The sequence below is a fragment of the Intrasporangium oryzae NRRL B-24470 genome, assembly GCF_000576595.1.
GTDB classification, from domain to species: Bacteria; Actinomycetota; Actinomycetes; order Actinomycetales; family Dermatophilaceae; genus Intrasporangium_C; species Intrasporangium_C oryzae.
In genome coordinates, this window is sequence record NZ_AWSA01000015.1 from 83,451 (window position 1) to 98,634 (window position 15,184).

Annotated in this window: 8 protein-coding genes; all 8 read right to left on the reverse strand. The window is 73.1% G+C overall.

The genetic code is table 11. From position 1 onward, the window contains the following. Positions 1-79 precede the first annotated feature (79 nt). Positions 80-5,626 carry an ATP-binding protein gene (locus N865_RS08920; RefSeq protein WP_034804337.1) on the reverse strand — a complete coding sequence of 1,849 codons (5,547 nt, stop codon included), beginning with the start codon at positions 5,624-5,626 and terminating at the stop codon, positions 80-82. A 445-nt stretch (positions 5,627-6,071) separates the two neighbouring features. After that, on the reverse strand, positions 6,072-6,419 hold the full coding sequence (locus N865_RS08925) for an STAS domain-containing protein (protein WP_034804340.1): 348 nt from the start codon (positions 6,417-6,419) through the stop codon (positions 6,072-6,074). Then, positions 6,416-8,584 (reverse strand): SpoIIE family protein phosphatase, encoded by a 2,169-nt coding sequence (locus N865_RS08930; RefSeq protein WP_084328081.1) that lies wholly within the window; start codon positions 8,582-8,584, stop codon positions 6,416-6,418. The genes N865_RS08925 and N865_RS08930 overlap by 4 nt, the downstream gene beginning before the upstream one ends. 161 nt (positions 8,585-8,745) lie before the next feature. Beyond that, positions 8,746-9,165, reverse strand: a complete 420-nt coding sequence (locus N865_RS08935) for a VOC family protein (protein WP_157557634.1) — start codon at positions 9,163-9,165, stop codon at positions 8,746-8,748. A gap of 54 nt (positions 9,166-9,219) precedes the next feature. Next, entirely contained in the window at positions 9,220-10,440 is a 1,221-nt protein-coding gene (locus tag N865_RS08940; protein ID WP_034804342.1) for a VWA domain-containing protein, read from the reverse strand. Further along, the gene (locus N865_RS08945) at positions 10,437-12,845 is read right to left on the reverse strand and encodes a DUF5682 family protein (RefSeq protein WP_245603714.1); all 2,409 of its coding nucleotides are present in this window, start codon (positions 12,843-12,845) and stop codon (positions 10,437-10,439) included. Before N865_RS08945 ends, N865_RS08940 begins: the two co-directional genes overlap by 4 nt. 3 nt (positions 12,846-12,848) lie before the next feature. Then, on the reverse strand, positions 12,849-13,946 hold the full coding sequence (locus N865_RS08950; protein ID WP_034804344.1) for an ATP-binding protein: 1,098 nt from the start codon (positions 13,944-13,946) through the stop codon (positions 12,849-12,851). Then, positions 13,943-15,184, reverse strand: a 1,242-nt coding sequence (locus N865_RS23020; RefSeq protein ID WP_051510384.1) for a DUF5691 domain-containing protein, incomplete at its 5' end; no start/stop codon positions are given. The genes N865_RS08950 and N865_RS23020, both read right to left, overlap by 4 nt.

The window sequence follows — 15,184 nt, forward strand, 5'->3', positions numbered from 1 at the left end:
GCTCGCGACCGCTCGTAAGGAACCACCGCACGACCACGCCGTATGCCGCCGAGCCAGCTCGGCGGCATACGGCGTCGTGTCAGTCCTGCTCGCCCGACTCGAGCCCGGCGAGGACCGCCTCGATGATCCGCGGGCGCAGCTCGTGAGCCCCGATGACCGCGTCGACGGAGCCCACGGAGACGGCCCGGTGGATGCTGTGCACGGTGTCGAACTCCGACGCGACCTGGCTCAGCTTCTCCGCCCGGACGCTCCCCCGCAGCTCGGCGAGCTCGGTCGCGAGGCGCGCCCGCTCGACCCCCGACGCCGCGGCGACCCGCGCCTCGAGCTCGGCGACGCGGCTGTCGGCCGCCGTGCGGGCGTCGACGTCACGCGAGAAGACCACCGCGGCCGCCGGCGCGCCACCGAGCACGGAGGCGAAGGACCCCTCGACCGCGAGCACGGTCATCCTCGGGTTGAGGACCTTGGAGAAGACCACGAACGCGCCGCCGTGGTAGCGCGAGACGACCGTGAAGACGATCGGACCGTCGAAGTTGACGATGGCCCGGCCGATCTCCGCGCCGTACTCGAGCTGCAGGTTGCGCATCGACTCCGGCGAGCCGTCGAAGCCCGACAGGTTGGCGAGCACGACGACCGGGCGGTTGCCGCTCGCCGCGTTGATGGCCCGCGCGACCTTCTTGCTCGACCGGGGGAAGAGCGTTCCCGCGGTGTACGTGTCGGGTCCGTCGGTGGGCGGGAAGCCGCGCCGCGGCACGGACTTGGACTCGATGCCGATGAGGCACACCGGCACGCCACCGAGGTGAGCGTCCTGGACGACCGCCGTCTCCGCGTCGGCCATCCCTGCCCAACGCTCGAGCGGCTCGTGGTCCTGGTCGGAGACGGCCCGCATCAGGGTGCGGATGTCGAACGGCTTCTTGCGGTCCGGGTTGGTCTCGGACGAGAAGATGTCACCGACCGTCGTGAAGCCCGAGTCAGGCAGCGTGTGCGGGTAGGAGGTGACGTCACGGTCGGACGGGTCGGTCGTCGTGACCCGGCGCGGACCGGTCTCGCCCGGCGCGACGTAGGCGTGGTCGTAGTGGGCCATGAGGATCTTGCGGGCACCCGCGAGGTCCTTGGCCCAGTACTGCGCCTGGCCGTTCGGGCCCATGACGCGGTCGTAGCCACCGATGCCGAAGTTGTCCTCCGCGGAGACCCCACCGGAGAAGTCGAGCGACTGCTTGCCGGTGAGGACCATGGCGCTGTCGGGCGTCATGACGAGGATGCCCTTGGTGTGCATGAGCATCGTCGCCTCGGCGTTCCAGTAGGGCTGGGCCCCGACGTTGATCCCCGCGACGACGATGTTGATCTCGCCGCCCGCCTGGGTGAACTCGATGATCCGCTTGAGGGCGCGTGCGACCCAGTCCATGTTCTCGGTGCCGGAGTCCATCGAGATGCGTGCGCCGGCCGAGAGGGAGTACCACTCGAGCGGGACCTGCATGCGCTCGGCGAGGTCGATGGCCGCGATGACCCGTGCGCACTCGGCCTCGGCGACCGACCCCAGCGAGCGCAACGGGTCGCCGCTGAGCACGACGCGGGTGACGCCCTCCGGGTGGCGGACCGTCGGTGAGGTGACCACGGCGACGATGATGCCGGCCTTGTTGAGGCCCTGCGGACGGTCGACCGGGACGAGCCCGCCCGTGTCGTCGAGGTCGTGCTCGACCACCGTGCCGCCCTGGCCGGCGATCATCGACTGCAGCTCGTAGGGGTAGACGAGCCCGCGGCGGCGAGCGCGCACGACCTTCGACGCGTAGTCGTCGAGCGGCTTGAGCGGCTCGGTGGGCGGCTCGCCGACCGAGACGACGACGCCCGAGCCCGGCTGGTAGTAGAACCGACCCGCGATGGGATCCGGGGCCTCGCCCGGGGCCCCGGCGACACGGCCCTGGACGAGGACCTCCTCGATGCCCGCGCCGGCGGTGAGCGGGGCGATCTTGCGCCGCAGCGCGGTCAGCTGCCCGAGGTCGGCCTCGATGGGCGGCCAGATCTGGACCCAGACGTGGTTCATGTCGAGCTTGGAGCCCTGTGAGCCACGGCTCGCCCGGACTCGGCGCACCGCCTCGAGGCAGTTGGCGATGGCCTGCTCGACGTGGGGCAGCCCCGATACCTTGCCCGACTCGTCGCGCACGACGACGACCTGACGGACCTGGGCGAGGGCGACGAGTCGGCGGTCGTCGGGGTTGTCCTTGGCCACGCACTCATAGAGCAGGACATCCTCGGGGGCCTCGAGGCGCGTCACGTCGAAGGCCGTGAGGCGCCAGAGGTTGAGCCGCCGGCCCACCATCGGGTGGACGCCGCGGACGAGCCGGTCCTCGACGAGCTCACCGTCGACCGGACGGAACGTGAAGTAGCCCACCGGTCGTCCTCCGCTCGCGCTGACGGCGACCGCCACGCGGCGGACGTCGTGCGCGAACGGCAGCTGCTGGAGCCGCGAGGCCAGCTCGACGCTTGCCTCGTCTGCCGAGGCCGGCTCCTCCGGCCAGCGCAGGTAGAGGTCGACGACGGACTGGTGCCCCGCCGCGCGCGCCCAGACATCGGTCGACACGGCCCCGTCGAGGGCGCTGCCCGGGGCGAGCTCGTCCACCGAGCCGATCGTCGAGGTGAGGTGGGTCTGGCGGTCGTCGAGGGTGTAGTCGGCGACCGCAAAGGGGCGCTCCGCGGCCGTGAACGTGTGCAGGCCGTGGAGCTCGTGCTCGCGGTAGTGGCGCTTGATGAGGACCTCGAGCATCGGCTCGTGCTCAGGCAGCCCTTCGGCGGGCTCGTGAAGGCGCTCGGCGAGGAACCGGACGATCTGCTCCGGGATCGCGGCGAGCTCGTCGACGCGGGCCGCCCGGTCGGGTGCGTCGGGCGTGGCCGCCAGCGCGGCGAGCTTGTCACGGACCCCGGCGAGCACGCTCTCGCGGTCGCGGTCGACGAGCGGCTGGTCGAACCAGCGGAAGCGGGCGCTCCGGGCGAGGTCGCCGACGACCGGGAACCGCAGCTGCGTGGCAACGACGAGCCGGTCGAGGGTCTCGCGGGCTGCCGCGTCGAGCGGCGCCTCCGGGATGGGCTCGGCCAGCCAGCGCTGGAGGATCGAGGCCGCGATCTGGGCCTCGGGCGCCGAGCGCTGCTGGGCGAGGAAGATCCGGAACACGGCCTCCTCAAGGTCGGGCGTCCGCTCGAAGTCGGTCACGCCGTAGTGGCGCAGCACGCGGGCCAGCTTGTCGCGGAAGTCGTCGGGCAGCGCGGCCCGGTCGGGGTCGAGGCTCTGGAGGTAGCTGTGGAAGTGCTCCCTCGGGCTGTGGACGAGCAGCTCGGTGTGCCGCTCCTCGGCCGCCGGCCGGTTGCGGCTCAGCTCGGCGACGTCGGTGACCAGCTCGAGGATGGCGATCTCCTGGGCGAGCGGGATCGTCCCCTCGGCAGCGAGGTCGTCGCGCGCCGCGAGGTAGTCGGCCAGCATGCGCCGGTGCCCGTCGCCGTCGCCGTCGAAGCCGAGGACGCTCGCGGACAGGTCCTCGATGCTGCGCTCGACGCGCTGGCGGGCCGTGGTGAGGGTGGTGCCCGCGTCGGGCAGGTCGAGGTCGACGGTCTCGCCCGACGGCGTCTCCGCGGCCTCGGCCGCGTCGTCGGTCGGCTCGAGACGCACGAGCGGCGCGCCGGTCTCGACCTGGCTGCCGACCGTGACCATGAGCTCGCGGACCCGGGCCGCGAACGGCGCCGGGAGCACGGTCTCCATCTTCATCGACTCGAGGACGAGGACTGGTGCCCCTGCTGCGACCTCGGCGCCGACCTCGAGCGGGGTGGCCACGACGAGCGCGGGTGCGGGCGAGCGGACGACCCCGCCCTCGTCTCGGGTGACGCGGTGCATCACGCCGTCGACCTCGACGAGCTGGACCGGCCCGTGCGTCGCCGTGACGAGCCGGTGGGTCCGGCCCTCGATCGTGATCCGCCCGGCGTAGTCGTCGATGCGGTCGAGCGAGGCGTCGACGACGTGGTCGCCCCCGCCGTTGGCGATGGCCACGCGGTACCGGTGGGAGGCGGTGCGCAGGACCGTGACCTTGTAGGCCGTCCCCCGTAGCTTGAGGTCGATCGCCCGGCCGACCGCGTGCTGGACCTGCGGGCGTCCGCCGCGGGCCGACTCGAGCAGGCGCGCCCGCTCGATCGCCTCGGCGTCCTCGTAGGCCTCGATGCCGGCCGCGACGAGCGCGACACCCGAGTGGCGGTGCGACACGAGGCGACCCTCGGCGCGCACCCGGTCGATCCAGCCGGTGTCCGCCGATCCGTCGATGACCTCGGGCTGGTCGAGCAGGTCGAGGATGAAGCTCTTGTTGGTCGAGCCACCGTCGATGACGACGGTCGTCTCGGCCAGGGCGCGCCGGAGCCGGGCCAGCGCCTCGTCGCGGTCGCGCCCGTGGGCGATGATCTTGGCGATCATCGAGTCGAAGTCGGCCGGGATCGAGTCGCCCTCGCCCACACCGGTGTCGACGCGGACGCCGGGTCCGGCCGGGAAGGTGAGCAGCGAGATGCGGCCCGGCGAGGGAGCGAAGTCACGGTCGGGGTCCTCGGCGTTGAGGCGGGCCTCGACGGCGTGGCCGCGCTCGGTGGGCCGGCCCTCGGGAAGGTCCGAGAGGCGCCCTCCGTTGGCGACGTGGATCTGGAGCTTGACGAGGTCGGTGTCGGTGACGACCTCGGTGATCGGGTGCTCGACCTGAAGGCGGGTGTTGACCTCGAGGAAGGCGAAGAACTTCTCACCCGGGTGGTAGAGGAACTCGACGGTGCCGGCGCCGGCATACCCCACGGCGACGGCGAGGCGCTCGGCGCTCGCGCGGACCTCGGCGGCCTGCTCGGGACTCAGGACGGGCGACGCGGACTCCTCGATGACCTTCTGGTTGCGGCGCTGCACGGAGCAGTCGCGCACGCCGATGGCCCACGCGGACCCCTGGCCGTCGGCGATCACCTGGACCTCGATGTGGCGAGCGCCGGTGACGAGCCGCTCGAGGAAGACGACGCCCGAGCCGAACGCGCGCTCGGCCTCGTCGCGGGTCCGCACATAGGCGTCGGTGAGGTCGGCGTCGGAGTCGACGCGCCGGATGCCGCGCCCGCCGCCACCCGCGGTGGCCTTGAGCATGAGCGGGTAGCCGATCGAGGCGGCGGCCGCCTTGGCGTCCTCGAGCGTGTCGACGCCGCCACGCGACCACGGCGCGACGGGCACGCCGACCTCCTCGGCGATGAGCTTGGAGCCGATCTTGTCGCCCAGCTTGCGCATGGCCTCGGGGCTCGGGCCGATGAACGTCACACCGATGCGGGCGCAGAGCTCGGCGAAGGTCGGGTCCTCGGCGACGAAGCCCCAGCCCACCCAGGCGGCGTCGGCGCCGGACTCGAGCAGGGCCCGCTCGAGGACCGCATGGTCGAGGTAGGGGCGTGCCGACGCGGGACCCAGGTCGTAGGCGTGGTCGCTCTCGCGCACGAACATCGCCCGCCGCTCGCCCTCGGTGTGCAGGGCGATCGTCTCGATCTTGTGGCCCCCGGGCCCCGTCGAGGCATTGAGGTCACGCACGGCGTGGATGAGGCGCATGGCAGCCTCACCACGGTTGACGATCGCGATCCGCGAGATCATCAAGCAGCTCTCCTTCCATCGCGCCCGGTGGGGCGCATGACGCACGTCACGCCACGAGGGCAGCCTTCCACTCCTGCCATGCGACCCGCGAGTAGGCATCCCGGGAGATTTCGGTCCGTATGCCGCCGGGCCGGGTGCGTGACCCACCCGCGCTGTCTCCGCCCGGGCGGAGAAGATCAGCGGTTCCGCACCCAGAACACTCCACCACGTCCGCCCCGGCGGAGAAGATCAGCGGTTCCCCACCCGCAACACCGCACCACGTCCGCCCCGGCGGAGAAGATCAGCGGTTCCCCACCCGCAACACCGCACCACGTCCGCCCCGGCGGAGAAGCTGAGGGTGGCTGGATGCTTAGCGAGGTGAGCGGCATACCGATGGCGTATGCCGCTGGGCGGGGTGCGTGACTCCAGCCGGCGAGCCGCGGGCCGGGGCGGCGAAGACAGCGGGTCAGGCTTGGTCAGGAGTGTCCGGGACCGTCTCCTCGATGGGCGCGACGAGCTGGACGTTCGTCAGGTCGAGGACGGCCCGGACGGGTCCGTCTGTGGGGACCACAAGGCGCAGGTCCTGGCGCCGGTGCCCCAGTCGTTCGGCCAGCCGGAAGATCATCGCGATGCCGGTGCTGTCGAGGTAGGTCGTGTCGCTGAGGTCGAGGAAGACCACCGCCACCTCGTCGGGCACGGCGCCGGCGATGGCCTCCATCACCTCTCGGGCGTTGGAGAGGTCGATCTCCCCGCTGACCCGCACGAGCCGGGCCGCGCCGTGATCGCTCGCCTCGATGCGGGCCAGGTCGCTCATGCGCGGTCTCCGACGGCAACTCGCCGACGCATGCGGACGTCGGTCCCGCCCTCTCGGTGCTCGACGTCCACCGAGTCCATCAGGGCGCTCATCAGTTGCAGGCCCCAGCCCCCGCCGCGGTCGGCGGCCGGGCGCCAGGCGCCGTCGTCGCGAACGAGGACTTCGACCGATCCGTCGACCAGGCGGGCCTCGACCCCCATGTCACCGGGGTGGGCGCCGTAGGCGTGCCGGACGACGTTGGCGCACGCCTCGCCGCATGCGATCAGGATCTCGTCGGCGTCCTTCGAGGGGACCCCGGACTCGCGCAGCCAGCGACGCATCGTCTCGCGCACCTGGACGAGCATCCGCGCCTCCGCGGGCAGGCTCAGGCTGAACGGGCCGCCCACGACGGAGGACGGTCGCATGGCGAGGAGGGCGACGTCGTCGGCGACGTGGCTCTCCTCGAGGAACGCGGACAGGAGACCGTCGCACAGGCCCTCGAGGTCGTCACCCGCCCTGGCGACCGCGGCCGCACTGAGTCGCTCGAGCCCGTCCGCGATGGACACGCCTCGACGTTCGACGAGGCCGTCCGTGTAGAGCAGGAGCGTCGAGCCCGGACGCAGGGCGTGGCTGGCCTCGGCGAACGTGGCGTCGGCCGTGACGCCGATCGGCGGGGCCAGACCGTCCCGGAGGTAGGCGCCCCCGCCGTGGCCGAACACGAGGGCGGGAGGGTGCCCCGCGTTCGCGAACCGGAGCTGCCGCGTCACCGGGTCGAAAAGGAGGTACATCAGGGTGACCATCTCGGTCCCCGGCAGCTGCGCGACGAGCCGGTGGACCCCACGCATGACGGACGAGGGTGCCGGGTCCTGCATCGCGTACGCACGGAGCGCCATGCGCACCTGGGCCATCGTGGCGGCCGCCTGGAGGCCATGGCCCGCAACGTCGCCGATCGCGAGGCCGATGAGCCCACCAGGCAGCTGCACGACGTCGTACCAGTCGCCGCCGACCTGGACGTCAGCCGTGGCCGGGACGTAGCGCGCGGCCAGGTCGACGCCGGGGATGAGCGGCATCCGCTCGGGGAGGAGGCTGCGTTGCAGGGTCTCGGCGATCTGGTGCTCGCGCTGGGCCCGCGCCTCCTCGTGGCTCAGCTGCTCCTGGGCCTCGGACCGTTCACGGATCTCTCGGAGGAGCCGCGCGTTGGCCTCGGACAGCTCGGCCGTACGCAGGCGCACCCGCTCCTCGAGCTCGGCGGCCGACGCGGCCAGGGCGTCGGCGGCCTGCATCCGCTCGCTCACGAGGGCTGCGAGGAAGAAGGACGTGAGGGCGACACAGGCGTTGAAGGACCAGAGGGTGAACATCTGCTCCAGGAGGCTTCGGCCTGCGAACGGCCCGAGCTCCTGGGCGGCCCCCCACGTCGCCACGAGCGAGGCGATGAGCGCGGCGGGCGCGGCCCCACGCAGCTGGAGGCGCCAGGAGGCCCAGCCCACGATGGGGAGCGTGAGGAACAGCAGGTGCAGGTCCGTCCGGATCGCCCACGTGATCGCAACCGCGGTGAGGACGAGCAGCGCACCGGCCTCGACCCAGTGCCGGGCCGACCAGCGCGGCTGCTCCCAGAAGAGCGGGATGCTGAGCAGGAAGGGCGCCACGACGAGGACCCCCATGGCGTCGCCGGTCCACCAGACGGCGAACGCGGCCGGCAGCTGCCCGGCGGGGATCCTCCCGGTGAGCGCGAGGGTCGCGGACCCGATCGTGGCGCTGACGAGCATGCTGGCCAGTGCGCCGAGGAAGACGATGGACAACGCGTCCCGCTGGCGGTCGAGCTGGCGCCGGAACCCCACCCGGTTGAGCAGCGTGACCGCGACGAGTGGCGCCGCGGTGTTGCCCACCGCCGTCACGGCGGCCGCGAGGGGGCTGGCGCTGATGGGGAGGTTCACGGCGAAAGCGGCCACCGCGACCGCAGGCCACATCGAGCGACCGAGGACGAGGAAGGCGGCCACCGCGATGCCGGTCGGTGGCCAGAGCGGCGTGACGTTGTCGCGGACGAGCGACAGGCCGAGGCCGAGGCGCGCACCCAGGTAGTAGCCGACGCCGACCACGACGAGGGAGCCGACGTGGCCGAGGAGGTGCGGCTGGGCGCGCAGGGAGTCACGAATGGTCGTCTTCGGGGTCCCTGCGTGACCGGTCATCGCTCCTTCTGAGCTCGGGGTGCACACCGCAAGATGCCGGAGAACGCTGGGACATGCAAGACGCGCCCACGCCGGACGTCGAGGGCGCGTCTTCCTCAGTGGACCTGGTTCATGCCGTTCGCCCGGCTGCCGGGGGCGCGCCAGACCCGTCGACGCCTGCGCTATCCCGCGGCGACGAGGAGGCAGAACGGGTGACCGGCCGGGTCGGCGAGGACGTAGAGCGGCTCCCCCTCCTCCGCGGTGCGGTCCAGCAACATCGTGGCTCCGAGCTCCTCCGCGCGCTCGCGGTGGCGTCGCAGCTCGTCGGTCGACGGCACACGGAAGTCCATGTGCATCTGCTTGGGCACGTCGTGCGCGGGCCACGTCGGTCGAGCCAGCGTGGGGACCTGCTGGAAGGCGAGCACGCGGTGCCCGTCGTCGTCGACGAGGACGAGCCAGTCCTCGTCGTCCACGGTTCCGTCCGCCGGGGGCTCGTCACCGGGGCGGTACCGGAGCCCGAGGAGCTCGCGGTAGAACTCGGCGAGGCCTCGGACGTCGGTGGCGTCGACGGCCGTGTGCATGAGGATCGGGTAGGCGTTCACGTTCTCCTCCTGGGGTGTCGAGCGTGGCGGGGGGGTCGAGGTGTCGGACGTCCCTCAGCCGTCCGGCTCGGTCTCGTGGGTCGTCACGATGTCGTTGGCGGCGGCCCAGGCGGTGACGTCGCGCCGTTCGATGGCCGTGGCCATGAGGCCGGGGAACTGGTCAGGGGTGCACGCGAACGCGGGCACGCCGACGCCCGCGAGCGCCGCAGCGTGGCCGGCGTCGAAGCTGGGCCGGCCCGAGTCGCTCAGGGCGAGGAGCGCGATCATCGTCGCCCCCGAGGCCACGATCGACGAGGCCCGGCGCACCATCTCGTCGGCGATGCCGCCCTCGTAGAGGTCGCTGATGAGCACGAGGATCGTGTCGTTCGGCTGCTCGATGAGGCCTTGGCAGTAGGCGAGGGCCTGGTTGATGTCGGTGCCGCCTCCGAGCTGGACCCCGAAGAGGACGTCGACGGGGTCGTCGAGGTCGTCGGTGAGGTCGACGACCGAGGTGTCGAAGGCGACGAGCCGCGTGCTCACCGAACGGAGCGAGGCGAGCACGGCCCCGAAGACGCTCGAGTAGACGATCGACTCGGCCATCGACCCGGACTGGTCGATGCAGAGGATGATGCGCCGCTCGACCCGCTGGGTGCGCCGGGCGTAGCCGACGAGCCGTTCGGGGATGACGGTCGCGTGGTCGGGCTGGTAGTGCTTGAGGTTGGCGGCGATGGTGCGGTTCCAGTCGATGTCGGACTGTCGCGGCCGCCGCGACCTCGCCGACCGGTCGAGCGCTCCCGTCACGGCCTGGACGGTCTCCGAGCGGAGCCGCTCCTCGAGCTGGTCGGTGACGACGCGGACGACCTCGCGGGCGGTGGCCCGGGATCGTTCGGGAATGACCCGGCCGAGCCCGACGAGGGTCGACACGAGGTTGATGTCCGGCTGGACGGCCCGCATGAGCTCGGGCTCGAGGAGCAGCTGGGTCAGGCCGAGCCGGTCCATCGCGTCGGCCTGCATGACCTGCACGACCGAGGACGGGAAGTATCCGCGGATGTCGCCCAGCCAGCGGGCGACCCTCGGGGCCGAGGCACCGAGGCCGCCGCGCCGCTCGGCGTCATAGAGCTGCTGGAGGGCCGCATCGCGCTTCGCGTCGTCGGCATCCAAGGACGCGAGCGCGCCGATCCCGTCGGCCTGCTCGCCGCCCAGGACGAGGCGCCATCGGGTCAGCCGGTCCCGATTCCCGTCCCCCCGTGGGCTCCTCGCCTCCGCGAACCCTTCCGCCGGGGTCGTGTCGCTCATGCGGTCGCCCCCAGTCCGAGCAGCCGGGCGACCGTCGCGACGGCCGGAGCGGCGCGCTCCACATCGATGCGAGACAGCGCCCCGGGCGCCCGGTTCAGTATGCCGCCCTCCCGCAGTCGCTGACCGATGAGCCGTCTCTCGGCCGGCGCGTAGCGGGCGAAGGTCCGGCGCACGAGGGGCAGGACGTCCTCGAAGCTCGTCTCGGTGATGCCGACGAGCCAGTCGTCGATGATGGCGAGGAGCTCGTCGGTGTGGAGCAGCAGCAGTGCCTCCCCGGCAAGGAAGCCGTCGAGCCAGGCCGCGGCGGCCGGACCACCGGCGGCGGACGAGAGCTGTCGGGAGAGCCGCCGGGCGGCTTCGTCCGCGTCGAGCTCACCGGCGTCGAGCAGGAGCCGGTTGGCCAGGCCCGGCACGGCCCCGTGCAGCGCCTCGTCGGCCGCGACCGCGGCGAGCGCCGCGTTCCAGGGAGTCCGGAGGCTGTCGTCGTCGAGGAGCGCGACGCCGCGGTGGGCCGCCTCGATCGCGGTCCGAAGGCGGGCGGAGCCGTCGTCGTCGAGACCGCTCGCGGCCGCGCGCAGCCCCACGGCGGCCCGGACGACAACCGTCTGCAGGACGTGGGCGACGCCGCTGACGTCGACGCCGCGGACGTCGCCGTAGCGGCAGGTCCGGGCGAGCGGCTCGATGGCGCCGAGCAGGGCCAGGGTGTCGTGCTGGCGCGCCGATCGGTGCGCCAGGGTGGCGACCACCGCCCGCAGGCCGCCCGCGAGGTCGGCGAGGAGACACTGTTCGATGAGGGATCCGAGCGAGGCGAGGTCGGTCGCCTCATCGGCTGCCTCCGCGACGCGCGCGACGGCCGCGCTCTCGACCGTCGTGCCGTGCAGACTCGCCTCGATGACCGAGACGGCGAGCTCTGGTGTCCATTCGAGCGCCCACGCCTCCTTGAAGGTGCCCATGGTCCGGCCCGCGTCCACAGGGGTCCCCCAGGGGATCTCGAGGAGGTCAAGCCGGTGCAGCAGGACCGACCGCGCGAGCTGCGACTCGCGACGGAGGTCGAGCGAGACCACCGTCGAGGTCGGGCTCGGCCTCAGGCGGAGGCCCTTCTGCTGGCGGGCAAGGTCGGACGCGAGCGGGACCATCGGCACGGACTCGGGGACCTGGCCGAGCTCCTCACCGATGACGAGCGAGCGGTCGATGAGCTGGAGGGGCAGGTCGGAGCCGTCGGCGAGAACGGCCCGCGCGGCATCCGTCAGCTCGGCGAGCCCGACCGAGGGGCGGCCGCGCACCCCGGCGAGCACCTCGGCCAGCCGGGTCGCCTCGACGACGGAGGCCGTCGACGCGTCGAGGCCCTCCTCGCGCAGCGTCCGCGCGACCCGGACGAACCACGCCGGCACGACCTCGTCGTCGGGGGTGACGAACAGGTGCTGGTACCACCCGGGCGAGCGCACCCCGGCGCCGTAGCCGCTCCGCTGCGCGAGCCGCCCGGCGGTCCAGGGCGCCCACGTCGCGGCGACCTTCGCCTTCGGCAGACCGCGGAGCAGCGCCGCGTCGTGGCCGGCCGACGGGAACGACGCCGGCTCGAGCGCGGGCGCATGGTAGGCGCCGCAGACGAACGCGATGCGCTCGCGCCCCTGCCGCACCGCGGCACGGATCGCGGCGCGCATCGAGGCCTCCCGCCGGGCGTTCTCGAGGTCGCCGTCCTCCCCTGCTCCAGCCGCGTCAGCCGACTCACCCACCCGTTCGTCCACGGCGTCCCTCCGGGCATCGCGAGCGGCGGCCCGCACGTCGGCCATCGCGGCCCTGAGCTGGGCGAAGTCCTCGAGCGTCGAGGACCGCCGGTGCTCGACCGCGTCCTCCCACCACCGCTCGGGGTCGTCGTAGCCCGCCGCCCGCGCGAGCACCTCGATCGGGTCGGGGCGCCGCTCCAGGGTGATCCCCGCCGGCCTCGGTCCGCTCTCGGCGTCCGGCTCCCCATCGCGCGACGCCCCATCGCGCGACTCCCCACCGGCGGAGGCCGTCACACGTTCGGTGTCAGCCTCCGCGAGCAGGTGCGTCGCCGGGAGGTCGGCGAACCGGACCTCGACGCCGTGCTCGATCGCCCACCGCAGCGCCACCCACTCGGGCGAGAAGAGGGCGAACGGGTAGAAGAGCGCCCGGTGCGGCGCGTCGACGGCGTAGACGAGCGCGGCGACGGGCGGCACGAGGCCCGGGTCGGCGGCATACGACACGAGGGCGTCGAGCTCGGGCGGACCCTCGATGAGGAGGAGGTCGGGCTGGAGCTCCTCGAGCGCGGCGAGCGTCGAGCGGGCCGAGCCCGGTCCGTGATGACGGATCCCCAGCACCTCGACCCGGGCACGGGCGAGCATCGACCCGGCGCCGCGACCGTCAGGAGCACGTGTGGCAGCCACGGCTCAGCCGAGCTCGCGACAGGCGCGGTAGAGGTCGGTCCACTCTGCGCGGTCCTTGACGACCGTCTCGAGGTACTCCTGCCACACGATGCGGTCCTGGACCGGGTCCTTGACGACAGCGCCGACGAGACCGGCGGCGACGTCGTCGGCCCGGACGACACCGTCGCCGAAGTGAGCCGCGAGGGCGACCCCGTTGGTCATGACGGAGATCGCCTCCGCCGTCGACAGGGTGGCCGACGGCGACTTGATCGTCGTGCGCTGGTCGGCCGTGACGCCCGAGCGCAGCTCGCGGAACACGGTGACGACCCGCTCGATCTGCGCCAGCGAGGCGAGGTCGGCGGGCAGCTCGAGGCTGCGCCCGAGGGCGGCGACGCGTGTCCGGACGATCTCGACCTCCTGCGCGAGCGTGTCGGGCAGCGGCAGCACGAGGGTGTTGAAGCGTCGCTTGAGCGCCGACGAGAGGTCGTTGACCCCCTTGTCGCGGTTGTTGGCCGTCGCGATGACGTTGAAGCCCTGCAGGGCCTGGACCTCGTCGTCGAGCTCGGGGATCGGCAGGTGCTTCTCTGAGAGGATCGTGATGAGCGAGTCCTGGACGTCGGCCGGGATGCGGGTCAGCTCCTCGATGCGCACGAGCGAGCCGAGCTCCATCGCGCGCATGACGGGGCTCGGCACGAGGGCCGCCCGGCTCGGGCCCTCGGAGAGCAGCCGGGCGTAGTTCCAGCCGTAGCGCATGGCCTCCTCCGGTGTCCCGGCCGTGCCCTGGACGACGAGGGTCGAGGAGCCGCTGATCGCTGCCGCGAGGTGCTCGCTCACCCACGTCTTCGCCGTGCCGGGGATGCCGAGGAGCAGCAGGGCACGGTCGGTCGCGAGCGAGGCGACGGCGACCTCCATGAGCCGCCGCGACCCGAGGTACTTGGGCGTGATCTCCGTGCCGTCGTCGAGCGTGCCGCCGAGGAGGTAGGTCGTCACCGCCCAGGGCGAGAGCCTCCACCGGGGCGGGCGGGGGCGCTCGTCCGCGGCCGCGAGCGCGGCGAGCTCAGCGGCATACGCCTCCTCGGCGTGCGCGCGGAGGACGGCCGTGGGTGCGGTGGTGTCGGTCATGTGAAGGCCTCGGTGATCGCTCGGTGGACGGAGTGGAACTGGATCAGGTGGCGCAGGTGGGTGCTCAGGGCGGGGTCGTCGCGAGCGTCGTCGAGCCACTGCTCGACCGCACCCACGGAATCGGGGTGGAGTCCGTCGACGAGGTCGGGCAGGGCTCCCCCGACGACGGGCGCGGCGGGCTTCACCGATCGGAGGCGCGCGAGCACCCCGACGCTGAAGGCGAGGCTCCACGGGGTCGCGACGAGACCCAACGCCCGGATTCCGCTCGTCGGCGTCGCGGTCAGGTGGGCGAGCACGGCGTCCTCCCGCTGCACCCGCGGCAGCGCCTCGACGAGGTCGGGGTCCCAGCCCCTCTGGAGGAACGCCGCCGCCCAAGTGCTGTCGCGACGGATCCGCGCGGCACGACGTATGCCGTTGAGCGCGTCGTCGTCGGACAGCCGCGCCAGCGTCGTGGCCGGGTCGGCGCCGGAGACGGTCGTCCAGACGTCGAGCGGCGCGCCTGCGGCGAGTCGCTCGAGCCACCAGCCACGGCGCGAACGGCCCTTCGGCGGGTCGCCGAGGCCGTCGCGGACGGCGGCATGGTCCGGCTCGTCGGGCTCGTCGGGGAGGGCGACCTCGAGGCCGCGCTTGAGCAGGCCCGTCGCCCTGACGAGCGGTCGCAGGCGCGCGGCGAGGCGCTGGGCCCGTGCCGACCCCGGCAGGCCGTCGAGCAGGTCGAGGGCGACCTCTCGGACCGATGCCGCTCGGTCGTCGAGGGCGCGCTCGAGAAGGGGCTCGTCGGCAGGCCCGAGCCCGATGCGGAGCGTCTCGAGGTGGGCGCGGCGGTCCTTCGCCGAGTCGGCGCCCCACGTGCTCTCGAGCAGGGCGCGCCCGGCGTCGGTGTCGTGCAGGCGGGCCCGGGTGAGAGCGCCGACCCGCTCGGCCGAAGGCAGACGGGCCCAGTCGTCGGCGGCCGGGGTCGAAGCATCGGTGGCTCCGCCGACGCCTCTCCGGACCTCCGCCACCCAGCTCCAGTCGGCCCGCTGGGCCGCCAGCCACGTGCCGCGCGCGTCGAGGACGGCCACGGTCGGCGCGCGCAGGGCGCGGTCCGAGGTGGCGAGGTCGAGCACGGAGGGCAGGAGTGCGTGCGGCAGCCGTCGGCCGGCCCCGGCCGCACTCGCGAGCCAGTGCGCGAGGAGACGGTCGCGCTGCCTGGCGCCGGCCGGGGGCTGGGTGAGGACGAGCTCGAGGAGCTGGAC

What these genes read in the sequence shown, in the direction of transcription:
- N865_RS08920 (WP_034804337.1), bottom strand. Translation starts at nt 5,626, where the DNA reads ATGATCTCGCGGATCGCGATCGTCAACCGTGGTGAGGCTGCCATGCGC.
- N865_RS08925 (WP_034804340.1), bottom strand. Translation starts at nt 6,419, where the DNA reads ATGAGCGACCTGGCCCGCATCGAGGCGAGCGATCACGGCGCGGCCCGG.
- N865_RS08930 (WP_084328081.1), bottom strand. Translation starts at nt 8,584, where the DNA reads ATGACCGGTCACGCAGGGACCCCGAAGACGACCATTCGTGACTCCCTG.
- N865_RS08940 (WP_034804342.1), bottom strand. Translation starts at nt 10,440, where the DNA reads ATGAGCGACACGACCCCGGCGGAAGGGTTCGCGGAGGCGAGGAGCCCA.
- N865_RS08950 (WP_034804344.1), bottom strand. Translation starts at nt 13,946, where the DNA reads ATGACCGACACCACCGCACCCACGGCCGTCCTCCGCGCGCACGCCGAG.